The sequence below is a fragment of the Nonomuraea sp. CA-141351 genome (assembly GCF_050944675.1).
GTDB lineage: Bacteria > Actinomycetota > Actinomycetes > Streptosporangiales > Streptosporangiaceae > Nonomuraea.
The window spans coordinates 8,277,713-8,301,569 of sequence record NZ_CP191982.1 but is presented as its reverse complement, the minus strand read 5'-3'; the positions used below and the strand labels follow the sequence as shown (position 1 = coordinate 8,301,569).

Annotated in this window: 24 protein-coding genes; 9 read left to right on the top strand and 15 right to left on the bottom strand. The window is 68.6% G+C overall.

Annotated elements, in window-relative coordinates; all coding sequences use genetic code 11:
- Positions 1–413 precede the first annotated feature (413 nt).
- Entirely contained in the window at positions 414–3,275 is a 2,862-nt protein-coding gene (locus tag ACQPWU_RS39120) for a helix-turn-helix transcriptional regulator (protein ID WP_433430682.1), read from the bottom strand.
- A 798-nt stretch (positions 3,276–4,073) separates the two neighbouring features.
- Here ACQPWU_RS39120 and ACQPWU_RS39115 point away from each other — a divergent pair.
- Together ACQPWU_RS39115 and ACQPWU_RS39110 are read left to right on the top strand one after the other, a co-directional pair.
- Entirely contained in the window at positions 4,074–4,985 is a 912-nt protein-coding gene (locus ACQPWU_RS39115) for a sensor histidine kinase (RefSeq protein WP_433430680.1), read from the top strand.
- On the top strand, positions 4,982–6,361 hold the full coding sequence (locus tag ACQPWU_RS39110; protein ID WP_433430678.1) for a sensor histidine kinase: 1,380 nt from the start codon (positions 4,982–4,984) through the stop codon (positions 6,359–6,361). The genes ACQPWU_RS39115 and ACQPWU_RS39110 overlap by 4 nt, the downstream gene beginning before the upstream one ends.
- A 273-nt stretch (positions 6,362–6,634) precedes the next feature.
- Here the strand turns inward: ACQPWU_RS39110 and ACQPWU_RS39105 are convergent, their stop codons facing one another.
- Both ACQPWU_RS39105 and ACQPWU_RS39100 read right to left on the bottom strand, forming a co-directional pair.
- Positions 6,635–6,916, bottom strand: a complete 282-nt coding sequence (locus ACQPWU_RS39105; protein WP_433445400.1) for an SDR family NAD(P)-dependent oxidoreductase — start codon at positions 6,914–6,916, stop codon at positions 6,635–6,637.
- Entirely contained in the window at positions 6,838–7,224 is a 387-nt protein-coding gene (locus ACQPWU_RS39100) for an SDR family NAD(P)-dependent oxidoreductase (protein ID WP_433430676.1), read from the bottom strand. The genes ACQPWU_RS39105 and ACQPWU_RS39100 overlap by 79 nt, the downstream gene beginning before the upstream one ends.
- Here ACQPWU_RS39100 and ACQPWU_RS39095 point away from each other — a divergent pair.
- Complete coding sequence (locus ACQPWU_RS39095; RefSeq protein ID WP_433430675.1) at positions 7,204–7,428, top strand: hypothetical protein; 225 nt, start codon at positions 7,204–7,206, stop codon at positions 7,426–7,428. The genes ACQPWU_RS39100 and ACQPWU_RS39095 overlap by 21 nt on opposite strands.
- Before the next feature lie 127 nt (positions 7,429–7,555).
- Here the strand turns inward: ACQPWU_RS39095 and ACQPWU_RS39090 are convergent, their stop codons facing one another.
- The 5 genes from ACQPWU_RS39090 to ACQPWU_RS39070 form a co-directional block, all read right to left on the bottom strand.
- Positions 7,556–8,242 (bottom strand): MFS transporter, encoded by a 687-nt coding sequence (locus ACQPWU_RS39090; RefSeq protein WP_433430673.1) that lies wholly within the window; start codon positions 8,240–8,242, stop codon positions 7,556–7,558.
- A gap of 335 nt (positions 8,243–8,577) precedes the next feature.
- On the bottom strand, positions 8,578–9,180 hold the full coding sequence (locus ACQPWU_RS39085; protein WP_433430672.1) for an exonuclease domain-containing protein: 603 nt from the start codon (positions 9,178–9,180) through the stop codon (positions 8,578–8,580).
- Between the two features lie 487 nt (positions 9,181–9,667).
- On the bottom strand, positions 9,668–10,528 hold the full coding sequence (locus ACQPWU_RS39080; RefSeq protein WP_433430671.1) for a helix-turn-helix domain-containing protein: 861 nt from the start codon (positions 10,526–10,528) through the stop codon (positions 9,668–9,670).
- Entirely contained in the window at positions 10,525–11,376 is an 852-nt protein-coding gene (locus ACQPWU_RS39075; protein ID WP_433430670.1) for a phytanoyl-CoA dioxygenase family protein, read from the bottom strand. Before ACQPWU_RS39075 ends, ACQPWU_RS39080 begins: the two co-directional genes overlap by 4 nt.
- A 131-nt stretch (positions 11,377–11,507) precedes the next feature.
- Entirely contained in the window at positions 11,508–12,194 is a 687-nt protein-coding gene (locus ACQPWU_RS39070) for a helix-turn-helix transcriptional regulator (protein WP_433430668.1), read from the bottom strand.
- 108 nt (positions 12,195–12,302) lie between these two features.
- On the opposite strand from ACQPWU_RS39070, the gene ACQPWU_RS39065 reads away from it, so the two are divergent.
- Genes ACQPWU_RS39065 through ACQPWU_RS39050 form a run of 4 tightly spaced genes read left to right on the top strand, consistent with a single transcriptional unit; the run spans position 12,303 to position 14,006 of the window.
- Complete coding sequence (locus tag ACQPWU_RS39065) at positions 12,303–12,794, top strand: DUF2231 domain-containing protein (RefSeq protein WP_433430666.1); 492 nt, start codon at positions 12,303–12,305, stop codon at positions 12,792–12,794.
- Between the two features lie 10 nt (positions 12,795–12,804).
- Entirely contained in the window at positions 12,805–13,221 is a 417-nt protein-coding gene (locus tag ACQPWU_RS39060; protein WP_433430665.1) for a hypothetical protein, read from the top strand.
- A gap of 4 nt (positions 13,222–13,225) precedes the next feature.
- Positions 13,226–13,582, top strand: a complete 357-nt coding sequence (locus tag ACQPWU_RS39055; RefSeq protein ID WP_433430663.1) for an ArsC/Spx/MgsR family protein — start codon at positions 13,226–13,228, stop codon at positions 13,580–13,582.
- Positions 13,539–14,006, top strand: a complete 468-nt coding sequence (locus ACQPWU_RS39050; protein WP_433430661.1) for a hypothetical protein — start codon at positions 13,539–13,541, stop codon at positions 14,004–14,006. The genes ACQPWU_RS39055 and ACQPWU_RS39050 overlap by 44 nt, the downstream gene beginning before the upstream one ends.
- 106 nt (positions 14,007–14,112) lie before the next feature.
- On the opposite strand, the gene ACQPWU_RS39045 is transcribed toward ACQPWU_RS39050, so the two are convergent.
- The 4 genes from ACQPWU_RS39045 to ACQPWU_RS39030 form a co-directional block, all read right to left on the bottom strand.
- Positions 14,113–15,282, bottom strand: a complete 1,170-nt coding sequence (locus tag ACQPWU_RS39045) for a hypothetical protein (protein ID WP_433430659.1) — start codon at positions 15,280–15,282, stop codon at positions 14,113–14,115.
- 106 nt (positions 15,283–15,388) lie between these two features.
- Entirely contained in the window at positions 15,389–15,997 is a 609-nt protein-coding gene (locus ACQPWU_RS39040) for a DivIVA domain-containing protein (protein WP_433430658.1), read from the bottom strand.
- Between the two features lie 434 nt (positions 15,998–16,431).
- On the bottom strand, positions 16,432–17,283 hold the full coding sequence (locus tag ACQPWU_RS39035; protein WP_433430656.1) for a glycerophosphodiester phosphodiesterase: 852 nt from the start codon (positions 17,281–17,283) through the stop codon (positions 16,432–16,434).
- 9 nt (positions 17,284–17,292) lie between these two features.
- Positions 17,293–17,901, bottom strand: coding sequence for an SH3 domain-containing protein (locus tag ACQPWU_RS39030; protein ID WP_433430654.1), 609 nt, complete (start codon positions 17,899–17,901; stop codon positions 17,293–17,295).
- A 346-nt stretch (positions 17,902–18,247) separates the two neighbouring features.
- Between ACQPWU_RS39030 and ACQPWU_RS39025 the strand changes: the two genes are divergently transcribed.
- Positions 18,248–19,315, top strand: a complete 1,068-nt coding sequence (locus tag ACQPWU_RS39025) for a cation diffusion facilitator family transporter (RefSeq protein ID WP_433430652.1) — start codon at positions 18,248–18,250, stop codon at positions 19,313–19,315.
- 221 nt (positions 19,316–19,536) lie between these two features.
- On the opposite strand, the gene ACQPWU_RS39020 is transcribed toward ACQPWU_RS39025, so the two are convergent.
- The 3 genes from ACQPWU_RS39020 to ACQPWU_RS39010 all read right to left on the bottom strand — a co-directional run bounded on the left by ACQPWU_RS39020 (position 19,537) and on the right by ACQPWU_RS39010 (position 22,361).
- Positions 19,537–20,781: an MFS transporter gene (locus ACQPWU_RS39020; RefSeq protein WP_433430651.1), complete on the bottom strand. Its 1,245-nt coding sequence runs from the start codon at positions 20,779–20,781 to the stop codon at positions 19,537–19,539.
- Positions 20,778–21,866 carry a PLP-dependent cysteine synthase family protein gene (locus ACQPWU_RS39015; RefSeq protein WP_433430649.1) on the bottom strand — a complete coding sequence of 363 codons (1,089 nt, stop codon included), beginning with the start codon at positions 21,864–21,866 and terminating at the stop codon, positions 20,778–20,780. Before ACQPWU_RS39015 ends, ACQPWU_RS39020 begins: the two co-directional genes overlap by 4 nt.
- Before the next feature lie 96 nt (positions 21,867–21,962).
- Entirely contained in the window at positions 21,963–22,361 is a 399-nt protein-coding gene (locus ACQPWU_RS39010) for a hypothetical protein (protein WP_433430648.1), read from the bottom strand.
- Positions 22,362–22,819: 458 nt separating this feature from the next.
- Here ACQPWU_RS39010 and ACQPWU_RS39005 point away from each other — a divergent pair, with 458 nt between their 5' ends.
- Positions 22,820–23,845 carry an aminotransferase class V-fold PLP-dependent enzyme gene (locus ACQPWU_RS39005; RefSeq protein WP_433445399.1) on the top strand — a complete coding sequence of 342 codons (1,026 nt, stop codon included), beginning with the start codon at positions 22,820–22,822 and terminating at the stop codon, positions 23,843–23,845.
- Positions 23,846–23,857 lie beyond the last annotated feature (12 nt).

Here is a 23,857-nt window from a genome sequence, read left to right as displayed (position 1 = left end):
CGCTGACTGCCCCGCGACACCGCCGACCGGCTCTGGGCCTCCCAGCGGGCGCCTCCACGGCCGCGTTCACGACGCCGTCGAAGGCCGCGGCGTGTAAGGCGATCCCGTCCTGGTACTTCATCGCCACCGGCGACCGCATCATCGTCCCGGCCTCGCAGCGGGCCATGGCGAAACGGGCGCACGCGAAGATCACCACGTTCGCCGGCGGCTCCCACCGCACGCTGTTGTCGCATCCGGAGGCCGTGACGCGGGTGATCGAGGACGCGATCCGCTCGGTGCGCTGATCGCCTGCTCTGCCGCATCGTGCACGTCTCGTCCGATGCCCCTGCTGAACGGGCAGCCGTGAGCGCCCGACATGCACACGCCGACGGGACGGCGAGCGCCGTGGGCTTGTTGGTCCTCCGGCGCCACGGCTATGAGTCCCGGAGCATGGCCGGACTCTCGTCGGCGACGATACAGGCCAGTTCGACACGGGATGCGATGTCGAGCTTGGCAAAGATCCGGCGAAGATGGGTGGAGACCGTATGCGGGGAGAGGAACATTCGCGCGGCGGCCTGACGGTTGGTCAATCCTCGGGCGATCAGCCCCGCCACAGCGCGCTCCGTGTCGGTGAGGCTGTCCCAGCCGAAGGCGGGCCGCTGTGATTGGTCCCAGTGGCGGCGCCGTACACCCAATGCGCGCAGTCTCGCTCGCACGCGTGCCGCGTCCCGCAGCGCACCGATGCACAGGTAGCCGTCGAGTGCCTGGTCCAGGCTTTTGATGGCCTGCTCCCGTGCGGAGGCGCCGGGTGTGGCGGCCAGCAGGACTCCTAGATCTTCGGCGCCTGAGGCGCGTGCCCACGGTTCAGGCTGATCGGCGGTGGAGGCCAACGCCCCCGGGTCCTTGTGAAGAATGCCGCGGGCGTGGGCGGCCGTGGTGGCGATGACAGGGAAGTCGGGGTTGTTCTTGGCCAGGGATTCGGCCGTGTCGACGATGGTCTGCGCATACGGGCGATTCGCCGTGGCCAGCGCCAGTCGTGTCATCCATGCGGCCATGAGAGGCGTCGTGATGAGCGCCCAGCGCCGCTCCTCCTTGTCGGTGTAGATGGCGTGGAGGATGTCCATCGCCTGTTCGGGATCGCCTTGGGCCTCGGTCACTGCCGCTATCACCCACCTTTCCCACACCGACCCGAACAACATCCCGGGCGCGGCATGTATGGAGTGGTATCGCTCGATGTGGTGGACTGCGGCTTCGATGTCGCCTCGCCGCATGGCGATGAGAGCAAGCATGGACACCCCGACGCGGACGAACCCCTGCGTGCCCAGCTCATCGGCGATCATCAGCCCGGCTTGGGCCTCGGCGGCGGCGTCATCAAGTCGACCGGCGGCCAGTCGCAGAACGGAGCGGAACAGCGCGGGTTGTGCGGCGAGCACGGTCAGCCCGAGAGCTTTGATTTCCTCCTCGGCGGCTTGGATGGCGATATCGGCCGCCTCGAACTGTCGCATGGCCCTGTAATTGAGGCTCAGCAGTAGGCGCGCATAGGGCCGTTGGATGGCTTCGACGGTGCCGCCGTCGGCGATCTGCAGGGCTTCCTGCAAGTGTGCGAACGAGTCGGCGACCCGCCCATCGACTATGGCGAACCGGGCGAGCAGGAGGAGAGCCCCGACGACGGCGGCGTCGCTGTGTCGCTCGCGGTCGGCGAGAACGGCCCCGGCCCGTAGCCGCCCCTTCCCGAAGTCATTCAGGCAGATGAGCCCCCAGAACACCGCCCATTCGGCGATGCCGCGAAGGTCATCTGAGATCTCTCGCTGGGTGAGCAGGCTTTCGGCCTCGGCTACCGCGTCTGCCGGTCGGCCGCTCAGAAGCAGGATGTACGCCAGCGCGCATCGCAGGCGGGGCGCCTGAGCAGGCGGTGCCCTGCTGAGTGCGGCTCGGGCAAGATCGGCCGCCTCCGGCAGCCGCCCGATGGCGGTCAAGGCGTCGACCGCTGTGGCGGCACGATTGTGCCACTCAGGGTCAGCGAGGTCACTGAGTTCGAGCGCCCGCTGGGCGAGGTCGGCGGCGGTCTGGGGCGAGGATCGCAGCACCTCGCGCGCCGCTTGATCCAGTCCGAGCAGTGCGGATGCGTCACCGCGGCCGGCGCCGTGAATGAGGTGTGCGGCGGCGGGAACAGCTGATCCGCCTCGTTTGAGCAGCATGTCTCCTGCGTCGCGGTGCAGAGCCTGCCGCACGGGGGCTGGGATGGTGCCGACCACAGCCTGCCACAGCAGGTCGTGCCGGAAGGCCAGCTCATCCCCTGCGGCTTCAATGATGCCCGCCGACATCGCCTCCTCCAGCATGGGCAACAGGCCACTGGTCGACTCGCCGAGCATTTCGGCGAGATCCTTCACCGAGAAAGAACGGCCCAGGACTGCGGCGCCTTGAAGCAGATGCCTGGTCCGTGCGGACACCCCTTCCAGGCGTTCTTGCGTCACCACCCGAGCCTGCGGCAGCCGTGCCGGCACCATCCGCGCGTGACCATCGGCGACCTGGAACACGCCCTCGCTCTTGAGCTTCTCAAGGAGATCAACGAGTAGGAACGGATTGCCGTCCGCGAGGGCGGCCAGGCCCAGCACGTCTGGATCGGGCGCCGCCCCAAGGACATCGGTGACGACATCGGCCACTGCTCGCTCCTCCAGCGCTTGCAGCCTGATCCGCGTCGCGCCGTCGTGTTCCAGCACGTCGAACAGACGGTTGAGGCGGGGAACGTCGCCGCTGCCGCTCGTACGGGCCAACACCCAGATGAGCGGGTAGGAGGCGAGGTCTCTCGTGATCGACCGAAGGGCCAGCAGAGTCATCGGGTCGGCCCAGTGCAGGTCATCCAGCGTCAGGACCAACGGCCCCTGGGCCACCCGCCGTTCCAGCGGTTCCTGCAGGTGCTCCAGCAACAGCAGTCGATGATCGGTCGGATCCGGAAGGTTCGCGTTGTCGCGCCTGGAAAGAGTACGACTGGATTCCCCGAGGGCCGACAACAGCGGGGCCAGTGGTATCAACTGGGTCAGTTCGTCCGCCACGCCCCTGGCGACATCCAGTCCTGCCTCCTCGGCGGCGGTGGCGGCCACGTCGAGCATGCGGCTCTTTCCGACTCCCGGCTGGCCCTCGACCAACAAGACTCCACCCCGGCCGGCTCGAGCCGCCCGGATCAAGCCGGCGAGGAGCTCCCACTCCCGCGTACGGCCACGCCAGCCGGGCCACGAGGATATGCGGGAGTCGGGCAAACCTGCCGCTTCCGGGACATATCGGGATACGTCCCCCATAAATGCATTACACACCAGCCGTACGGAGCCCCGCAAACACGCCTGTGAAGCTTGTTGATCACATGCGCCGGGAGTGGGATTCACACGGATGTGCGATGCGGCGGCTTCCTGCACGGTTCAGGCTCATATTGGTTCATCTGGCAGACCGCTTACGCGACTCCCGCCCTCGTCAAGCCTGACATCCCTTGAATCCCTTTCGAAAGGATGGCAATGGTGGACTTGCCCAGCAACTGCCTGGTACTCCTGTGGCCTCTGGTGGCGCTGCTCACGTGGATGGTCGGCGCCAAAGTCTTCACGCACCTGCTGGCCGGTAGATCATCGACGGCCAAGTGGCACGAACTCTCAGCATGCGAGAGGTCGGCCTTCACGAAGTTCGCTCGCGGGGAGATCGACGAGGACGAATACCGGCGAAAGGCCTCTCACCACCGCCAGGAAACCGGTACGCCCCCGCGCCGAGCCGGCTCCGCCGACCCAATCCGCCGGCGCCTCCTGCGACCGCCGCATTCGAGCCCTGTGCGACAAGCGGCTCGCACGGAGCCATCGATGTGGAACCGGTGTAGGCCGCGTTCGCTCCGAGGACAGATCACTCTTCTGGTCACCGTCGTGGCTGCGGTTGTGGCCGTACTCACCATCCTCGGCACTGGAGCGGGGACATATCTGATAGCCCAGGCCGGCGCCCTGCAAGGGCGGAACGGTCTGCAATCGGTGGTGCCTCAGATCCATCTGGGAACGACGTACGCCGTCCATGCGAGGCCGCCGCTCCGGGGCCTTGCATGGCCTGGCTCTCTTCCGTTGAGCGTGGGGCTCCGTACCGTCGAGCTGATCGTCTTGGTCGGCTGGAGCGCCTGGAAGGTGGCCGGCAGGCTGCTGCGCCCCCTGGGGACGATCCGTGCCGAACTCGCTGCGATCGACTTCAGAGCCGTGCCCGCTCGCATCTCCGAACCTGGAGACGCGCAAGAGATCACCCGCTTGTGTCGCACGATCAACAAGGTTCTGGGACGTATGAGCAAGGCCAAGAGAGAAGTGGAGGAGATTGCGCGCCGCCAACGGCAGTTCGCCTTCGATGTCTCCCATGAATTGCGCAATCCCATCGCAGGACTGCTGACACATCTGGAAGACGCACAACAGGATCCCCGTCAGGCTCGGTTGCCCGAGTTGCTCGGAGCGACGTTGTATCAGGTGGAGCGGCTCCAGGCGATCACCGATGACATGCTGTCCCTGGCTCGGATACGCACCTGCGCATCCGCAGAACGACAGCAACTCGATCTCGCCGCGCTGGTCCAGAACGAGATCTCTCATCGGGCGGATCGGCTCCCGGTACGGCTCCAGCTAACCCACGGCTCCACCGTCAGTGCCGTGCCGTCCCAGATCGGCCGGCTGCTCGCCAACCTGCTGGACAACGCCCAGAGGCACTCGGAACATCTCGTACGGGTCGAGGTGCGTGCCACCCACGCCGCCGTCGAACTCGCGGTCAGCGACGACGGGCCGGGCATCGCGGTCGACGACCGGGAGCGGGTGTTCCACCGTTTCACCCGGTTGGACGACGGCCGCCGGCTCGACCACAACGGCACCGGACTGGGCCTGGCCATCGCCCGTGACATCGCTCATGCGCATCACGGCACCCTCAGCGTCGAAGAGAGCACCGCGGGCGGGGCTCGTTTCGTCCTTCGGCTGCCGCGAGTCCGGTCACGTGAAAAGGGATCATCATGAGGCTTGGAAACTACTCGATCAGAGGCCGCGTGGCGCTGTTCACCGGCGCGGCGGTGGGTGCGCTCTGCGTCGTGTTCTCCACCGTCCTGTTGTTCGCCATCAACAGGATGGCCACCCAGAACCTCACCAAAGAGGTGACGGCCGTGGGCGAGCTGACCGCGTACTACGTCGACCGGGGGGAAATCGTCAATCCGCTTCCGCCCATCTCGCAGGACCTGATCCGCCCTGTACAGGTGGTCGATCCGCGCGGGCAGGTCGTCGCCGCGACCAAGGATCTGCAGCACCAGCCGGTCATGGCGCACTTCTCGCCCAAGGGCCCGCAACGCGTGGCCAGTGCCGTCGTCTGCCATTCCGTCTTCGCGTCCGGACGATGCCACATCGTCGTCGCGCAACACGTTTATCGCGACGGCGACTGGACGATCTACAGTGCCGCACCGGCGCTGCCGTTCTACGTCTATCCGATTGTGGCGGCCCTCTTGATCGGGGGGACGGTCATCTTCACGATCGCGGTGGCCTACGGATCGCGGCACACCGTCACCAGCTCCCTCAGACCGGTCAACGCCATTCGGGCTCAACTCGACCACATCCGAAGCAGCAACCTCCGGCGCCGGGTCCCCGTCCCCGCGGCCCAAGATGAGATCTATCTGCTGGCCCACAGCGTCAACCAGACGCTGGACCGGCTGGAGGACGTACTGGAACAGCAGCGGCGGTTCTGCTCCGACGCCTCACACGAACTGCGCAGTCCGATCACCGCCATCCGCGCCCAGATGGAGGACGCCCTCCTGGCGCCAGAGGACATCGAACTGGCCGGGCTGTGCAACGCCGTACTCCCGAGCGTCGAGCGGCTCCAGTCGATCGCGTCCAACCTGCTGACGCTCACTCGACTGGACGCCGGCCTCCCCTGTGAGCGACGGGCGGTCGACTTGGCCGAACTCATCGCCAAGGAGCTGAAGAACCATCGCATGAGTAGGAAGGTCGTCCAACGCCTGACACCGGGCGTCACGGTCATGGGTGACCAGTCACGGCTTGGCGAGTTGATCGGCAACCTGGTTCAGAACGCTCAACGGTACGCGTCATCTACGGTCACGGTCACCCTCTGGTGCGGGGACGGCAACCCGGCCGCCGACCCGAGATTCCCGAGGGGCGTCGCGGAACTCGAGGTACTCGACGACGGCGCCGGAATCGCCGCCGACCAGCGCGAAACGGTATTCCAGCGGTTCACCCGGCTGGACACCGCGCGCAGCAGGGATGCCGGCGGCGTGGGGCTCGGTCTCCCCATAGCCCGGCAGATCGCCGAGAGCCACGGCGGCACGCTGACCATCCAGGACAGCGATCGAGGTGCCTGCTTCGTCGTCCGTCTTCCGTTGTGCTCGTAGGCCGGTTCGCCGCCCGGCTGGGAATTCCGCCGACTCCCATGCACCGCACTGCCTGGTCGGCGCCCTGCCCACGACAATCACCAGGGCGGCTTTCGGGATGGGACCGGGGGCCGTGTGAGCCGAGCAGCTGACGGGCTGCCCAAGCAGCGGTGCGGCCATGCAGGAGAAGCCCAGCAACGCGATGTCTCGTTGGCCTGACGCTGCAGGCAGGGTCCGAGTCCGACGAGTCGGCGTCGCCTACTTTTCCGTTCGGTGGCGCCGGCCCTGTGCCGGTCAGGCGCGCATGTTCGCGCCGCCGTCGATGGCCCACACCTGGCCGTTGATCCATTCGGCGTCGTCGGACAGCAGGAAGGCCACGACCGCGGCCAGGTCGCTCGGGCGGCCCAGCCGGGTGGTGGGGACGTGCTCCAGGAACATCTTCTGGAGCTGGACGTCGTTCTGCGCCGCCTGCGTCTCGCCCATGACGAGGCCGGGCATCACTCCGTTGCAGCGCACGCCCTTGGGGCCGAACCTCCCGGCGATATGACGGGTGAGCGCGTTGACCGCCGACTCGATGCCCCGTAGGCGGGGCGCTTGCGGTCGCCGGCACTGACCGCGGCGCCGGAGGAGCAGTTGACGATGCTGCTGCCGCCGTTGTCCAGCAGGTGCGGCAGGACGGCGCGAGCCGTACGGACATAACCCAGGACGTTGACGTCCAGAGTCCGTTCCCACACGTCAAGGTCGGTGTCGAGCAGCGACTTGTCGCGCCCGAGGTCGCCCCTCGGTGATCTTGGCGGTGGTGGCCTGCGCGCCGGACAGGTTGATGTCGCCGACGACGACCGCTCCGCTCGTTCGTCCTGGACATGCAATGGTTCATCGAGCATTCCCGCCGCATCGCGGCCTGCTTCGAGCCTCTCCTCGACCACGGCCGCGCGGCCGGCATCGTCCACCCCGTCGTCGACATCGACGACCTGATGCTCGCCATCTCCATGGGCGAGGGCGCAGTCAACACCAAGGACGTCGCCCAGCGCGACAACCGCCACAAACGCGTGTGGGAAATGCTCCACCGCGCCCTTTTCACCCGCTGACGCCAGCCGCTCTTGGTGGAGCACGAGCCGCGTGGGCAAAGCCGTCTAACGGTTCATCGGCCCGAGCCGCGTGTCCACGACCGAGCGTCCTCCCTGGTGAGGCGCAGTGCCATGAGCGAGATTTCGGTCAGGTCCCCGGAGGGGCGCTCCAGGGCTGTTGTCCGGCTGGTGGATATGGCATGCCGGCCGAATGCGGTTGCGCAGGTCGCCGGGTCAGGAGAAGCACAAGTCCGCTGACGGCAGCAGCGATCAGCGCCGCGACCAAAGGAACCACCGCGATGAGGTACCCCCACCTCCACCCGAGCGCGCCTGTCAGCCATTGACTGATGAACGGGCCAAGAATCAGGGCGAGGACACCAAGAGCCGCCAGTATCGCGAACACCGTGCCCCGGCGGGGGCCCGTCCGCCGCGCGAATGCCGCCGTCGCCCCCGCCGCGCCGCCGGCGCCGAGCCCGCTCAGAACATGGCCGGTCAGCAACATTCCGGCGTTGGCGGCGAGCGCGTCCAGCAGCACACCAATGATCATGAAGACGATGGCCGACATGCCCACTGTCATCAGAAAACGGCCACCAAGGCTGACACCCAGCGCTCCACCCGCTGCCGCGCCGGCCAGGTACGCAGCGAGAGTCGTGAGCAGGACGGCCTGGCCGGACAAATGGAGGGATGACTGCACAGAAATCCGCAGCATGGGCCCCAAGGGCGCACTTAGCAGGTACAGACCGGTGAGCGCAGCGATCCCTGGGCCGATCAACGCCCATGCCGGTTGCTCTCCGCCCGGCAGAGCGGCATGCCATTGTGGTTGATGATCGTGCATGCGGATCAGTGTGCACCGGGCTCGACTGCCTCGTCCACCCCGCTATATCACCCTTTGTTTCGGCCCTTGTCAGGAATGTGATGGATGCGCGTCCAGGTCGTACAGCACGCGAACGCGGTTCTGGCCCTGCTCCCATAGCCAGGGTCCACCGCTGCCCGCGTGTTCCAGGCGCGCCACCTGCGACGGCACCACACCTGCGGCGTGCGTGCGCACCCGCTAGCGCTTGGCCCTGGCAGTGCCGGGCTCAGACCAACCACCATCCAGAGACCGCGTCCCACCGCGATAGTCACCGACCAGGAGAAAGGCACGCACTCACGCCGAGTCACCGCAACCTCTCAACCTCTGTAAAGGCAACCCTCTGGCAGGGTGGCCCCGGCATTGCACAGGTGCCTGATGGCCGCGGCAAACGAATGACAGTCGAAAAGAGCCGAATGCTCGCGCCCCGACGCAGGCTTGGGCAGGCCGAGCACCTGCCACAGGCGGCCGACATTGGCCGGTGCCGTCACCGGCGCGATAGTGTTCAACCAGGGCTGGATATTCAAGAAGCGAGCGGCGAGAAAGCTGTGCTTGATCTCTTCTCCGCGAGCTCGCACCCAACCCATGTTCTCTCCGAGTACGACCATGTCGTTGCCATAGGAGAGCACAGACTGGCCCTGACAGAATCCCAGGAAGTCGCCAAGCGCTACAGCCGGGGATAGCCCGTATTGATCCACCGCTCTCTGGCTGATGCCGGTGAGCTCAGTAAAATATGTGGACAACTGCGGATTAATCACCGGCCGGACCAGTGCTTCATACTCCTCGACAACGGAATAGTCTTCCCTCAAACGCAAGGCGCCGATCTGCACGATCTCACGAAGCTGCCCCGGGGCCGACCAATTCTGTTCAAGCGCTCCCGGCCATGATGTGAACTCAAGATCAAATATCACAAAGGTTGACAAAGCTGCCTTTCCCCTTGTCTTGAAGTGCCTTTCCCGCCTGACATCGCCCTTACTCGGGGCTGATGCAAACCGAGCGAGATGTCGCACCGGAGTCTACTACCCTCTGCCAGGATGCCTGGCAGTCTACTGGCGCTTCCGGGTGGATGCAGCGACACCGCGCGAAACTGCTGGTGAACCTCCAGCCGGGCGGTGTCAGCAGCCCGCAGGTCTTGTTAATTGAATGTTCAGGGCGTGGTTGGGTCGCGACAGAGGCCTGCCTCCCAAGAAGGACACGCCGTTTCGTATTCGGGCGAAAGCTCACTCCCGGCAGACATTGCGCTGCAGCCACCATTGCCGAATCCTGTCGGGCGTTTGCAAGAATGCCGTTCAGTACACTTCTCTCAATAGGTCCAAGCGGGAGGCCAGGCTGGAGCGCAGGCCGGCGAAATAGGGCAGCAGCGCGAGGGCCTTGTCGCTGGTGACTGCCGGCCGCCCTTGAGCCGCAGGGTCAGCGGTCTTGGACGAGCGGTTGCAGCACCGTGAGGCCACAGGACTCGGCCGGTGACGGTGGCGCGACCTCCGGCGCGGTGACGCGGAACGTGGTCGGCGCCATGCCGTAGATCGCGCGGAACCGGCGGGAGAAGTGGTACGCGTCCGCGAAGCCGCACTGCAGGGCGATCGCCTGCATGGGCAGGTTGCTCTGCCACAGCAGCGGTTCGGCCCTGGCCAGCCGGAGCAGTTCGACGGCGGCGACAGGACCGACCCCGAACGTGCGGCGGAACGTACGCGACAACGTGCTCGGCGAGACCCGGGCGGCCGAGGCGAGCTCCCGCATCGGGACCGGCCTGGCCACCCCGTCGGACCAGTGCTCGCGCACCGCGCGCATCATCGCGATCACCAGTGTCGGCAGGGCCGCCGGCGTGCGGTGCGCCGGCGCGGGATCGGCCAGGAACGTCAGCACCAGCAGGCGCAGCGTCTCGCAGGCCTGGACCTGCCATCCCGGCGGGCACTCGGCTCCCAGCCAGAGCAGATACTGGCACAGGGCGCCCATCGGGTCGTGCCGTCCGGTCAGGTCCCGTACCAGCGGCCAGCTTGCCGGCACCTGACCGGTGAGCGTGAAATGCACGTACGCGTGCCGGGTCGGGGTGCGAGGATCCCAGCGGAACGCGTCACGCATACCTGGCCGGATGAGCAGCAGCCTGCCCGGAGTCAGCGGCAGCGCGACGTCGTCCCACAGCCAGGTGGCGCTGCCTCCGAGGAGCCAGACGAACTGGTACGACCTGGCCTCCCGCGGGCCGAAGGTCGAGCCGGGCGGATAGTCCGCGACACTCGGCCCGAGCCGGGCCGCCAGATCGACGGAGATCGTCACCTGTCACAGCCGCCGTCGCGATTCGGGCGGATGCGCGGCCGGCGCACGTCCTGGAGACCTTTGTACGCGTATGGGTCGGAGCCGGCGACGAGGACGACATCCCGGAAGTCCGCCTGCGCCATGCCCGTCCCCTCCGCCGGGGCGGCCCAGGGCAGCAGGGATTCGGCGCTCATGTAGTGGTTGACCAGCGCCCGCCGGTAGCCGTGGCGGCCGGTGTTGGGCAGCGACTTGTGCAACAGGTAGCCGTTGAACACCACCACGGAGCCCGCCGCGACCTCGACGGGCACCGCGTCGGAGTCGTCGAACGGGAAGCCGTAGGACTCAACCGTGCAGTCGTAGCGGGGGTCGTCGTGCTCGCGGTTCGGGTAGAGCACGCCACGCCGGTGCGATCCCGGCAGTACCCAGAGGCACCCGTTCTCCACGGTGGCGTCGTCGAGCGCGAGCCAGGCCGCCGTGAGTGAACGGTCGCGGGTCGGGATGAACAGCTCGTCCTGGTGCCACGCCTGCCCCGGTTCACCCTCGGACTTGATGAACAACATCGACTGCATCGCCTTGACGTTCGGGCCGATCAGCGAGGTGAGCGCCGAAACAATCGCCGGATGGCGCATCGTGGCGAGCATCAGGCCGGAGAGCTTGTGCGGGTAGTGGACGCAGAGAAACCTGCGCAGCACGTCGTCGTCGGTGTCGGTGGTCCTGGCGGGGAGCGCGCCGCGGATGTCGCCGAGCTCGCCCCGGCAGATGCGGACGGCCTCTTCGAGCAGCTTGCCGACCTCGCCTGGGTCGAGGGCGTGGTCGAGGACGAGATAGCCGTCGCGCTCGTACGAGATCGTCAGGTCGAGGTTCGTCATCGCCCCATCATCGCCATAGCGGCAAGGTCCCGGCCATGGCCCGATCACGCATCCGGATGGCGAATTTTGTCACCCGCAGTCGGCAAGCAGGCATCCGCTTGTGGGGTGACGAGCATTCCTGACACGATCTCTTAGGGGACGGTCAGGCGGACGCAGCATTCGCCCGGTTGGGGGTCCAGGACCGCTTCGACGCCGGTGGCCTGGAGACCTTCGAGGTAGCCCGACAGGAAGCCTTGGTTCATGCCGCAGACCAGATCGGGGGCCTTGGCGGCCAGCGGGTGGAAGGGGCAGTTGCGTAGCCGGATGTCTGTGGGGCTGGTCCGGTAAGGCTCGAAGCCGTGCTGTTCGAGCATGCGCTGGCAGAAGGTGAGGGCGCGCTCCGCGCCGAGCCTGCCCGGCCGGGACCGGTCGCGCTCGTCGCTGCCCAGGCCGCGCCCGCGTTGCCGGGCGATCCTGATCGCCGCCTCATTGCCCGCCTCTCCGTCGCGCTGGGTCAGGATGGCGTCCAGGAAGAGGTCGGCGAGAAGCGCATGCCGCCGCTCGGGGATGGTGACCCGGATCTCGGCGTCGCCGGGCAGGTAGACCTTGGGCCGGCGCCCTACCTTGCGCACCCCTTCCGGGGCAGCGTAATCGGCGCGCAGCAGGCCCGCCGCGACCAGCTTGTCCAGGTGGAACGCGGCCAGCTTGCGGGAGATGCCCACACTGGCCGCCGCCTCGTCGCGGGTGACGGGACGGCCTGCCCGGCGGATGTAGTCGAACATCTCCCGGCGCGACTCCTCGCCCAGGACGCTGACGATCGCGACGTCGTTGGTGGTCACTCAGCCAAAATACCTCCAATCTCCACGGGCGTTAACCGCTGACTTGACGGCTCCACGCGAATAAGACCAACATTGATTAGCGAAACTACGCTGGAGGGAACGGTCGTCGTGGATACTGCCAAGAAGCCGATGAGCCCGGCCCTGGCCGGACCGTACGGGCACCCGTACCACCCGATCCTGGTCACCGTGCCCATCGGTGCCTGGGTGTCCAGCCTGGTGTTCGACATCGCTGCCCAGCTCGTCCGCGACCCGGAGTTCCTCGTTCGCGGGGCACGCTGGTTGATCGCCATCGGCGTGATCGGCGCGCTGGCCGCGGCGTGCGTGGGCGCGCTGGACCTGTTCGCCATCCCCACTGGCACCCGTGCCTTCCGGACCGCCGTGCTCCACATGGGCCTGAACCTCCTGGTGACTCTCGCCTACGCCGCCAACTTCCTGTGGCGATCCGATGACCGTACGGAGCTGGGGATGCTCGCGCTCAACGCCGCCAGCCTGGCCGTCCTCGCGGTCGCCGGACACCTGGGCGGCAAGCTCGCCTTCCGCTACGGCGTCCGCGTCGTCGACGAGGACGCCCAGGCCGAAGGGTTCCTCCGATCGAAGTAAGAGGTGTTCCATGGAAATCGCCGCACTCGTCACCTGGGTCCTCACCGCGCTGGGCGGCTTCTACCTGCTCGCCGGCTGGCTTTCCCGGGGCGGCGCCAAGCAGGGGAGCGGCAGCCACCTGCCGGTCCCGGTCATCTTCGGCCACTTCGCGCTGGCCGCCGTCGGCCTCGTGGTGTGGATCGCCTACCTGCTCACCGGCAACCACGCCCTGGCCTGGACCGCGCTGATCATCTTGGTGCCGGTGGCCGCGCTCGGCTTCACGATGCTGGCCCGCTGGATCCCTGCCAGGCGCGTACGTGCCACAGTGTCCGCGGGGCAGCAGTCGGCCCCGGCCGAGAGCAACTTCCCCGTGCCGGTGGTCGCGGCCCACGGCGTGCTCGCCGTCGTGACCGTGGTCCTGGTCCTGATCACCGCCATCGCCGGCTGACCCGGTGGAGATCTGGATCAACCCCGCCTGCTCCAAGTGCCAGTCGGCGCTGTCTCTGCTGGACGGTGAGCAGGTCGACTACACGGTGCGCCGCTACCTGGAAGACCCGCCGAGCACCCAGGAATTGGAGGAGGTGCTGCGGCGGCTCCGACTGGAGCCATGGGACATCACCAGGCTGGGCGAACCCGTCGCGGCCGACCTGGGACTGGCCGAGTGGCCACGCACCCAGGCCGACCGCGGCCGATGGATCCAGACGCTGGCCGCGTACCCGATCCTCATCCAGCGTCCGATCATCACAGTCGACGACGAAACCGCCGTTGTCGCCCGCTCCCGGGAGGCAGTCCTTCGCGTCGCGCGGTGATCAGGTTGGGGGCAGATGGCCCCCTGGCCGTCATCCTGCCGGCCAGGGGGCCGGCCGTTCGCCGGGAGACAGCCGGAGCCGCCGTGCGCCGTTTCCGCGTGCCGCGTACGCCGACCGCCAAGGGCGAGCGCCCGCAGGTCAGCCGGGTGACATCATCACCGGCCGGCTCACCGGCCCGGCCAAGGACCGCTCCGCCGACACCAACCCCACCACCAAGGTCGAGGCCCGCTACGGCCCCAGCCAGTGGCCGCGCGAGGGCGACGAGATCGTCGTCCGTCACACGCTGCGCGACATCGACGGCCCCATGTACGTCCGCGTCCGCGGCACCAACACCGACGAGCCCGAGCCCCAGCCCGACCCGCACCGCTCCGACCCGTGGGCCGACCTGTGGTTCTACTCCAAACCGGTGTTCATCGAGCGCTGACGGCAAGACACCGCCGCCCGTCTCCCCCCCGGCCGGGCGCGGCCACCTCGGTGCCTGGAGTTCATCCGCCTCCTCGGGGAACCGGCGGATCGACGCGCCGCGGCAGTCACCGGCTCGGGCTCGGCGGTACGTGACCCAGGCCAGAAAGAAGAAGGTGGCGCTGGCGCAGGGTGAGGTCGCCGATGCTGGCGTCACCGTCGATCTTCGCCTGGCGGAGAGTCTGGGTGATTTCGGTGGTGGTGTGTCCCGGGAGGGCGCGGAGCAATGTCACGGCGTTGGCGCCGATGATGGCCAGGTCCCTGCGTGACAGCAGCGCCTCCAGGCCGAGCCGGCCGGTGGCGACGGCGGCGCGCAGCTGCGTCAACGTCATCGGCTGAGGTGACGGCGTCGGAAGCGGGCTTGGCGTGCGGGGGCGCGGGGCGGGCCGCGGGCCGGCACCCTGGGCGGCCGCGATGGGTATGGCCGCTGGAGGCGGATCCTCCGAAAGGAGAGTCTGCGTCGTGACCAGCAGGCCTCCGACGGCTGTCACGGCGGCCACCGTGAGGATGACGTGGCGACGTGAGAGGCGTCGGCTGTCGCGGGCTATCGTCAGCCCGATCACCGCGGTGCGCAGCAGCACGCCGGTGACCATGCCGAGCAGGATCGGCACGCTCTGCGCCGGCAGGGGCGCCACGCCGGCGAGCACGACGCCGCCGGCCGGGGCCAGGCAGGAGATCGCGAGCCAGGGCGTGAGCCGTCTGCGGGCCAGGTCGAGCAGTGCGGTCAGGGCCAGCCCCTCGCTGGCGGAGTGGATCACCAGGGCGCTCACCACGATGGCGGAGGCGGCCAGCGCCAGAGTGGCGCCCTCGATCATGCGGTGCAGCGACATCGCGGCGGCGGTGCCGACGCCGCCGTAAACGGCGGCGCTGACGGCCTGCTTGACCCGGCGGTGCAGGCCCGGCGCGTGGCGGCCGCCGGCGGGGGCGTCATCGTGGTTGTGGCCGCATCCCTTGCGAGTGAAGTACGTGATGACGACGAAACCGAACACTCCGGCCAGGCCCACCACCCACAGCGGCACCCCGGTGGCCGCGGCTTCCTTCCAGGCGTCGGGCAGCAGGTCGACCAGGGCCGTGATGAGCATCAGGGCCGAAGCGATGGCCAGCCAGACGCTGATCGCCGCGACGTTGCGCCGGGCCAGGTGGGCACCGGCCAGCGTGGACAGCGCGACCAGGATCACGGCTGCCCAGGTCGCCCAGCCCGGCAGGGCGGCCTCGAGGGTCGGGTTTTGAAGAGCCACCGGTAGTGCCGGCCCTCCGAGCGGCATGGACATGGCGCGGCCTTTCTGGCGACAGTGCGAGGTAACGCAGCGCGAATAGTGACTAGGCCAGGGGGAGCCGGTCCGGTCATGCAGGTGCGGCGGAGTCGTTGTACGCGGGCAATGGTGCGGTCGCCGGTCCTGGGGACAGAGGCGAGGCCTCGTGGGCGCCGTGGTCGGGCGTCGTGAGATCCTCCAGCACGACGCGCAGGTGGCCGAGCCGGGCGTGCAGGGCTTGGTGCAGTTGCCGCCCGTGGTCGGCGATGGCGCTGTCGAGTTGGTTGATCTGTTCTTCGATGGTCTCGCGGTAGGCCTGGTGGGCGGCCTGGGTCAGTGCGCCGGCCGCTGCGGTGGCCTGGCGTTGCAGCTGTTCGGCGTCGGCGTGGGCCGTGGCCAGGATCTGGTGGGCCTCCCGCTGTGCGGCCGTGATCGTTTCTTGCGCGGTCTGCTCCGCCGCGGCCAGCTCGTCGGCGCTCGCGGGTGGCACGGCCGAGCCGGCCGCCAGACGTTCTCGCAGGTGGGCGTTGTCCTGCCAGAGCCGGCTGAGCGTGGTCTCCACGCGGGCCAGGAAGTCGTCCACTTCGGCCAGGTCGTAACCCGAACGCAGCCGTACGACGCTGAAGACCTGGTTGTGCACCAGAGCGGCGGTCAGCAGGTGCCCGTTCACCTGGACCGGCAACGACACGGAGCCGTTCACGGTCGAGGCGTGGCTGTGCGGGAGATGAAGGCCATGGTCGTGCTCTTCGTGCGTTACATGCATGGCGGGGTGTCACCGAACCTTTCACCATCGGCGCCCGGGTCAGCGGGGGAGTGTCGTGCTCCGGCAGCAGGCGCGGTGCCCGGTGGCCTTAGTGCGGCGAACGATGGCAGTGAACGGCCACCGGGCTGACCCTCGGAGGGAGGGGCTATCGGTCGTTGAGTCCGTGATCGTCGTGGCAGTGCCCGGGGCCGCAGTCCGGGAGCTCGGTCCCGGACGTCGCTGCTGGCTGACCCTCGGGCTCGATGGCGCAGGGGGCAGTGTCGCTCCCGCAGCCCACTTCACCGTGATGGTGGTGTGGGTGGGAGTGCTGTTCAGTCATCGTGCTTCCCTTCGGGACAGGCGGGTGGGCAGGCGAAACGTCGGAGGAGTGATCAGCGGGCGCATAGGGTTCGCGCCCAGGTGGCGTATTGGAGGATGCGGTCGGTGATGATGCGGTCGACGCCGTAATCGGCCAGGCCTCGCCAGGCGGTAGGGGTGTCGGGGGTCCAGGCGTAGACGGGCACTCCGGCGGCGTGGTAGCGGTGCACCCACGAGCGGGACAACTGGTCGTGGCGGATGGCGACGAAGGCGTAGCGCCGCGCCTGAGCAGGAGAGGGCGGAGTGCGGGCCACCAGGCCCTGAGCGATCGGCAGGGAGGCGACGCGGGATAGGGCATCGGGCAGGAACGAAGTCAGTGCGGCCCAGCGGTAGGCGTGATAGCGACGGTAGACGGTGGCAAGGGCTTGGCTGTCGGCCTCGTCCGGGACGGTCTTCAGCTCGATCAGCGCCAGGTCGGCGTGGCCGCGCAGCGCGCTCAGTGCCTGCGCCAAGGTGGGCGGCGCGAGCCCGTCGCCGCCGCGCACTGTGCGCAGCCGGGCCAGGCTCGAAGTGGCCACCAGCCCGCTGGCGTTCGTGGCGCGATCCAGCGTGGCGTCGTGCATGAGCACCGGCTGGTGGTCCTTGGTGAAGCGGATGTCGATCTCCACCTGCCGGGCGCCGGCACCCAACGCCCGGCGCAGCGAGGTGAGCGTGTTCTCCGATCCCGACAGGGGATACCCGCGGTGGGCGATCAAGCTGGGCGCATGGCACCGGCCTTGCGCCCGGACGGCGTCAGTCGGGACGACCACGGCGAGAACCAGCGTGAGCGCGGCCATCGCAGCGGGTCGACGCCACGCACGCATCGGTGCATCGGGGATGCCGTCCCCGGTCGGCGAGTGCCGCCGGGGACGGGGCGAGATGCTCATCCGGTCTCGTTACCTGATCGGGGTCGCGCCGGTGGCGGCGCTCCTGTGCAGGTAGAAGCTCCAGGCCCAGCCGCGGACCCCGGTGGGCGTGGTGACGTGCAGCCAGCCGCTCCGGCTGGAGCAGCCCCCGGTGATCGCGTGCCCACCGGGTCGAAGCTTGGCGATCGGGTGGTGGGTCAGCCCGGCGCCGGAGCGGACGTTGAGGTAGCTGGCGCGGCGCACCCGCGTCACGGTGTAGCTGCACGTGCGCGCTGACCTGCCTGGTTGCGCGGCCGTGACCCCCTGCCCGGGCAGCTTGCTCAGATGGTGCCCTTGCGCCCAGCCGCGCACGCCGGAGGGCATGATGACGTGCAGCCAGCCCTGCTGGTCGATGCAGTTGCCGGCGATCGTCTGGTTACCGCTCCGCAGGTTGCCGACCACCCGCTTCGTGAGCCCCGGCGCGGAGCGGACGGTGACCGGTTCGCCCGGCTGCAGGTTCGTGACGGCGTAGCGGCACGTCACGGCGGGAGGCTGGAGGGTTGGTACGGAGACGGCGTCGGCCGGCAGGCTCGACAGTGCCAGCCATCCGCTTGCTGCTGCCATCACCAGTGCGGCGGTGGCGGCGTGGACAGTTCTCATGCGCAGTCCCTTCCTGTGCGCATCTGCACCGAGTCCGGTGGGCCGGGTGCAGAGGGGGTCAGGTCCTGACCACCTGACGGTTATCAACTTCTACGAAGAGTAGTTGACACACTACAGAGTGTTTAAACGTCTGAGTAGATGTTCATGTGTAGAGGTAATGAACATGCGATTGAGGGCATGCTCTTGACCTGGCGCGCCTCGGTCGGAACCATATGCACATATGAACACTCAGGCAGATGTTTCAAGGCTGCGCTTGCGTACGACCCGCTGATCGACGCCCGTGTCCCCAACCTTCCGGACCTGGCCGTCACACACGTCATCCACCCCAGTCCAAGGAGCTCAGTGCATGTCTGATCAACACGGGCACGACCGGAGCCACGTACGCAGCGAAGGCAGTGATGACCACGCGCATGGGCATGGTCACGGACATGGGCATGGCGTCAGCGCGGAGGCGGACCGGCGCTACCTCGGCGGCGCGCTCGCCCTGATCGTCGGGTTCATGGCCGTCGAGGTGGTGGTCGGCCTGATCGCCGGATCGCTGGCGCTGATCTCCGATGCCGGTCACATGCTCACCGACGCGATGGCGATCGTGCTGGCGCTGGTCGCGATGCGGATAGCGGCCCGCCCGCCCCGCGGCGGCTTCACCTACGGCCTCAAGCGTGCCGAGATCATCTCCGCCCAGGCCAACGGCATCACCCTGCTGCTGCTCGCGGTCTACTTCACCTACGAGGGCATCCGCAGACTCGTCGAGGCGCCACCGGTCGAGGGCCTGTTCGTCGTGGTCACCGGGCTGGCCGGCATCGTCGTCAACGTGGCCGCCACCTGGCTGCTGTCCAAGGCCAACCGCTCCAGCCTCAACGTCGAGGGCGCCTTCCAGCACATCCTCAACGACCTGTACGCCTTCATCGCCACCACCCTGGCCGGCCTCGTCATCTGGCTGACCGGCTGGACCCGCGCCGACGCCATCGCCGCACTGGTGGTCGCGGCGCTGATGCTCAAGGCCGGTTGGGGGCTGGTCCGCGACGCCGGACGGGTGTTCATGGAGGCCGCTCCAGCCGAGGTGAACCCCGCCGAGGTCGGCCGCCAGATCGCCGCCCTGGACACCGTGGTGGAGGTGCACGACCTGCACATCTGGGAGGTCACCTCCGGGTACGCCGCCCTGTCGGCACACGTTCTGGTCACTCCCGGCGCCGACTGCCATGCCGCGCGCCTGGCCGTCGAGGACCTGCTGCACGAGGGGCACGGCATCGTGCACACCACCTTGCAGGTCGACCACGCCCCGCCCGACAGCCACGCCGTCGACGACGGCGCCCCGCGCCACCTCGTACAGCACTGCGCCGACCCCCACGGTCCCATCCACCACGGCATCCGGCCCGACGAGACGGCGAGCGGGGATTGCCACGCCGAGCGCTGAAACGCCCCAGGCACCGGCCGTCGCCGTCGCACCGGTTCGTACGGCGCGGCGGCCGGGCCTTACTCGGCCGTAAGGACCCGCACCGGTTCGACGCCCTCCTCGTTGTGACGCTCCGCCCAGGTGGTCAGGGCGGTACGGCAGACGGGGTCGGGATGGTGGCCGGCGGCAACGCCCGGGCTGCCCTGGCGCGGTCAGCGGGAGCCGCACCAGGGCGCGTCCCGTCAGCCGGCGAGGGCTACCTGGCCGGTGGGGGAGAGCCGGTGACGCCGGTCCAATCGTCTGACTGCCGCCGCCGAGGCCGCTCCCGTGGCGGCCAGCAGCAGCCACGGCAGGCAGGCCAGGCCGGTGGCGCGGGCCGTGTCGAGCAGGGCGCCGGACAGCAGGTTCCCGGCCAGGATGCCGACGCCGGACAGCAGGTTGTACAGCCCGTAGTAGGTGCCGATCAGGCGATCTCCCGCCATGTCGGCGATGGTGGCCATCTCGAACGGGAAGGCGACCAGCGTGCCGACGGTGAGCAGGAGGGTGCAGGCGACGACGGGCGCCATCGCCCACACCGGCGGGAGCGGCAGCTGCGCGACCGCGGCGGGCGGCAGGAAGGCGATCCCCATGAGCGCCAGGCCGCGGCTGATCGCCTGGCCGCGGGTCCACCGGGCCGAGCACCAGGCGGTCAGGCGCATCTGCCCGGCGATGCCGAGCAGCGCCGAGACGGCGTAGAGGGCCATCACCCCGGTCTCGCCTGCGCCGAGGCGTTGCACTTCGAGCGGCAGGGCCAGATACATCTGATACGAGAGCGCGTACGAAGCGATCATCGCCGTGGCGAACGAGACGAACGCCCGGTCCCCGAACGCCTGCCGCCAGTCGCACAGCACCGGCTGCACCTTCTGTACGGGGCCGCGCCGGGCCGGCAGCCACAGGCACTGCAGGACGGTCAGCACCGCGAAGATGGCCGCGGCGGAGAGGCACACGGCGGTGAAGCCGGTTTTCAGCAGGGCGATGCCGGCCAGCGGGCCGAGCAGGATGCCGCCCTGGTAGAAGACGTTGAACACGGCGAAGGCGGCGACCTTGCGCTCGCCGGCCGCGACGGCCAGGTAGGCGCGGGCCGCCGGATTGAACAGCGCTCCCGCGAAACCCGTCACGACGGCGGCCACGACCAGCAGCGGCAGTGAGGTGGTCAGCCCGAACAGCGCGAACCCGACGGTCCGCAGCGCGCACCCGAGCATGATCAGCGGTTTGTAGCCGAGCCGGTCGGCCAGCGTGCCGCCGATCAGGAACATGCCCTGCTGGCTCATGTTCCGCAGGCCGAGGACCAGTCCGATCGTCCAGGCCGCCAGGCCCGCGCCGGTCGACAGGTGCTGGGCGAGGTAGGGCATGAGCATGTAGAAGCCGAGGTTGATGCCTGCCTGGTTGATCTGCAGGAGCTGGATCGGCCGGTCGAAGGAGCGGAACTCCCGCAGCACGCCGCTCATCTCGTGCCCGCCAGCGGGTCTGTCACGGTGGTGCAGCGCGTCCAGCGGCGCACCTCCCGCTCGGCCGGTGAGCGCAGCAGGTCCGGCTCCTCGGCCGGGACCGTGCCGAGCAGGCCGTGGGCGTGGCAGTAGTCGTCGTCGAAGACGGTGTTCCAGTACCGCCACGGTCCGTCGGGAAAGATCGCGACGATGGTCTGTTCGGGGGCGGTGCGGGCCAGCCAGCGGGCCACCAGGGTGACCGCGCCGGTGCTCCAGCCGCCGGAGACGTAGTGCCGGGCGGCCAGGGAGCGGCAGGCCCAGACCGCTTCGGCCGGGCTGACCCAGTGCACCTCGCTGAAGGCGTCATAGGCGACGTTGCGGGGATGGATGCTGGAGCCGAGGCCGCGCATCAGCCGTGCCCTGGCGGGCTGGCCGAAGATGGTCGAGCCGATGGTGTCGACCCCGACCAGCTTCAGATCGGGGAAGTGGTGGCGCAGCACGCCGAGGATCCCGGCGCTGTGCCCGCCGGTGCCGACCGAGCACACCAGCGTGTCGATGTGCGGCAACCGGCCCAGCAACTCGTGGGCCAGCCCGGCGTAGGCCTCGACGTTGTCGGGGTTGTTGTACTGGTCGGGGCAGTAGGCGCCGGGAGTCTCGGCCAGCAGGCGCTGGACCCGCTCGCGGCGGGCCTGCTGCCATCCCCCGATCGGATGCGGCTCGGTGACGATCTCCAGCCGTACCTCGTAGGAGGCGAGCAGCCGGCACATGAGCGGCTCCATCCCGGGGTCGCCCACCAGCACGACCGGGTGGCCGAAGACGATCCCGGCCAGGGCCAGGCCCAGCCCCAGAGTGCCGCTGGTCGACTCGATGATCGTGGCGCCCGGCCGGAGATCTCCCCGAGCCCGCGCCCGCCGCACCATGTGCAGAGCGGGACGGTCCTTGATGCCGCCCGGGTTGAAGCCTTCCAGCTTGGCCCAGAATCCTCCTCCCGGTACAAACGGCTCGGAAATGAACACCAGCGGCGTATTGCCGACGGCCAGGGAAAGCGATGAAGAACCGACAGCCGGCGCCTCTTGCGGGCGCGCGAAAACAGCTTGTGATGACATGGATGAATCCCCGAACGTGAATGACGCAATTCGCGGGCATGACGAAACGGCCGCGAAACCCGAGTGGATATAGGACGACTGCGGATGTCGTGACTCCTATATGCGCATCACGCAGAGATTTTCCAGATAGGGCGCGGCAAGGCGGGCCACACGCGCCGGGGGGATCGGGATCCCGGCGACGGCATGGGCCGTGGAGACCGACCGGGTCGCCGGCGTGGCCACGGAGAGGGGCGTGTCGGCCAGGTTGACCGCCGAGCAGTCCTGTTCGGTGCCGTGCCGGTGGCGCTTCGGCAGCTCCCGGTGCAGGCATCGCGCGTCGTTCACGGCGGTGTTCTCAAGGTGGGCGCCGTGGGCGACCGGCTCCGACAACTCCACGGCCGCGCACGCGCCGCCATGGGTGAACACCACGCCGACGAGCAGCACGAGCACGAGCACCGCACGCGCCGTCAGCCGACCGGCCGGGCGGCGAGAACGGGTCTTTCGTGTCGTGAGCATCACCGGTGATGATGCCCGCACGCCCGCCGGACGCGCCCGGCGAAGTCAAAGGTTCCGGTAAAGCTGCTGCCGCCGTTCATCCTGAAAGACGCGTCGACGACGGTGCCGGTCGTGGGCGGTCATCCAACCGCATCTCGCGACACGAGGAAATGAAGGGCATATCGTGCCGCGATTTAGGTGACACTGGGCATTCGCGCATCCCGCTGACTTACAGGTGGTGTTTTTCATGACCCTGTCGAGACGCCGGGTCGTCGCCGGGCTCGGCGCGATCGCCGCGGGTCCCGCGACCGCGGACGTGCTCTTCGCGCCTCGCGGCACCACCCCGGAGCAGGTGGCCCGCGATGAGCCCTTCTGGGCCACTGTCGCCCGTCAGTTCCGGGTGAGCCCCGACTTCCCCCGAGCCCGTCCGCCGGGCCTACCACCGCAACGTCGACCTCCTCAACGAGCAGAGCTCTCACCTGCTGCGCACCACGTACAAGGCCGGAGCCGACAAGATCCGCGACCGCATCGCCGGGCTGCTCGGCACATCGAGGAGCGAGATCGCGCTCACCCGGGGCGGCACCGAGGCCCTGCAGAATCTCATCTCCGGCTACCGCCGCCTGCGCCCCGGCGACGCCGTCATGTACGCCGACCTGGACTACCACAGCGGCCAGTACGCCATGAACTGGCTACGGGACCGGCGCGGCGTCGACGTCGTGCGCATCGTCATCCCCGAGCCGGCCACGCGCCAGGCAGTGCTGGACGCCTACGAACGCGAGCTGCGCGAGCACCCGAAGGTCAGGCTGCTCCTGCTCAGCCACATGAACAACCGCACCGGCCTGGTCACGCCCGTCGGCCAGATCGTGTCCATGGCCCGCAGGCAGGGGGTCGACGTGATCGTGGACGCCGCCCACTCCTGGGGGCAGCTCAATTTCACGCTCGCCGACCTCGACGCCGACTTCGCGGTCTTCTCCCTGCACAAGTGGATGGGCGTACCGCTGGGCGCCGGATTCCTCTACATCCGCGCCCACCGCCTGGCCGACATCGGCCTCCAGTACGCCGACGAGACCTACCCCGCCACCGACATCCGCTCCCGCGTGCACTCCGGGACCGTGAACGCGGCCCCCTTCCTCACCGTGGACGCCGCTCTGGACTTTCACGACAACCTCGGGGCCGCGGTCAAACAGGCCCGCCTCCGGTTCCTGCGGGATCGCTGGGTCAACCAGCTCCGCGACATCGAGAACCTCGAGATCCTCACCCCGGACGAGCCGGACATGTACGGCGCCATCACCGCGTTCCGGCTACGCGGGCAGACGACGGAAGCCGACAACATCGCCATCGCCGACCGCCTGATGAACGAACACCGGATCTTCACCGTCGCCCGGACGGGCATGACCGGCGGCGGCGCCGTCCGCGTCACGCCCGCTCTGTTCACCTCCGCGGATGACATCGACCGGTTCGCGGCTGCGCTCCGCGGCATCTGCCGGCCGAACGGGCGCCCTTGACACGCCATCCAG

What these genes read in the sequence shown, in the direction of transcription:
- ACQPWU_RS39120 (WP_433430682.1), bottom strand. Translation starts at nt 3,275, where the DNA reads ATGGGGGACGTATCCCGATATGTCCCGGAAGCGGCAGGTTTGCCCGAC.
- ACQPWU_RS39110 (WP_433430678.1), top strand. Translation starts at nt 4,982, where the DNA reads ATGAGGCTTGGAAACTACTCGATCAGAGGCCGCGTGGCGCTGTTCACC.
- ACQPWU_RS39095 (WP_433430675.1), top strand. Translation starts at nt 7,204, where the DNA reads ATGCAATGGTTCATCGAGCATTCCCGCCGCATCGCGGCCTGCTTCGAG.
- ACQPWU_RS39100 (WP_433430676.1), bottom strand. Translation starts at nt 7,224, where the DNA reads ATGCTCGATGAACCATTGCATGTCCAGGACGAACGAGCGGAGCGGTCG.
- ACQPWU_RS39090 (WP_433430673.1), bottom strand. Translation starts at nt 8,242, where the DNA reads ATGCACGATCATCAACCACAATGGCATGCCGCTCTGCCGGGCGGAGAG.
- ACQPWU_RS39075 (WP_433430670.1), bottom strand. Translation starts at nt 11,376, where the DNA reads ATGACGAACCTCGACCTGACGATCTCGTACGAGCGCGACGGCTATCTC.
- ACQPWU_RS39060 (WP_433430665.1), top strand. Translation starts at nt 12,805, where the DNA reads ATGGAAATCGCCGCACTCGTCACCTGGGTCCTCACCGCGCTGGGCGGC.
- ACQPWU_RS39035 (WP_433430656.1), bottom strand. Translation starts at nt 17,283, where the DNA reads ATGAGCATCTCGCCCCGTCCCCGGCGGCACTCGCCGACCGGGGACGGC.
- ACQPWU_RS39030 (WP_433430654.1), bottom strand. Translation starts at nt 17,901, where the DNA reads ATGAGAACTGTCCACGCCGCCACCGCCGCACTGGTGATGGCAGCAGCA.
- ACQPWU_RS39025 (WP_433430652.1), top strand. Translation starts at nt 18,248, where the DNA reads ATGTCTGATCAACACGGGCACGACCGGAGCCACGTACGCAGCGAAGGC.
- ACQPWU_RS39020 (WP_433430651.1), bottom strand. Translation starts at nt 20,781, where the DNA reads ATGAGCGGCGTGCTGCGGGAGTTCCGCTCCTTCGACCGGCCGATCCAG.
- ACQPWU_RS39015 (WP_433430649.1), bottom strand. Translation starts at nt 21,866, where the DNA reads ATGTCATCACAAGCTGTTTTCGCGCGCCCGCAAGAGGCGCCGGCTGTC.
- ACQPWU_RS39010 (WP_433430648.1), bottom strand. Translation starts at nt 22,361, where the DNA reads ATGCTCACGACACGAAAGACCCGTTCTCGCCGCCCGGCCGGTCGGCTG.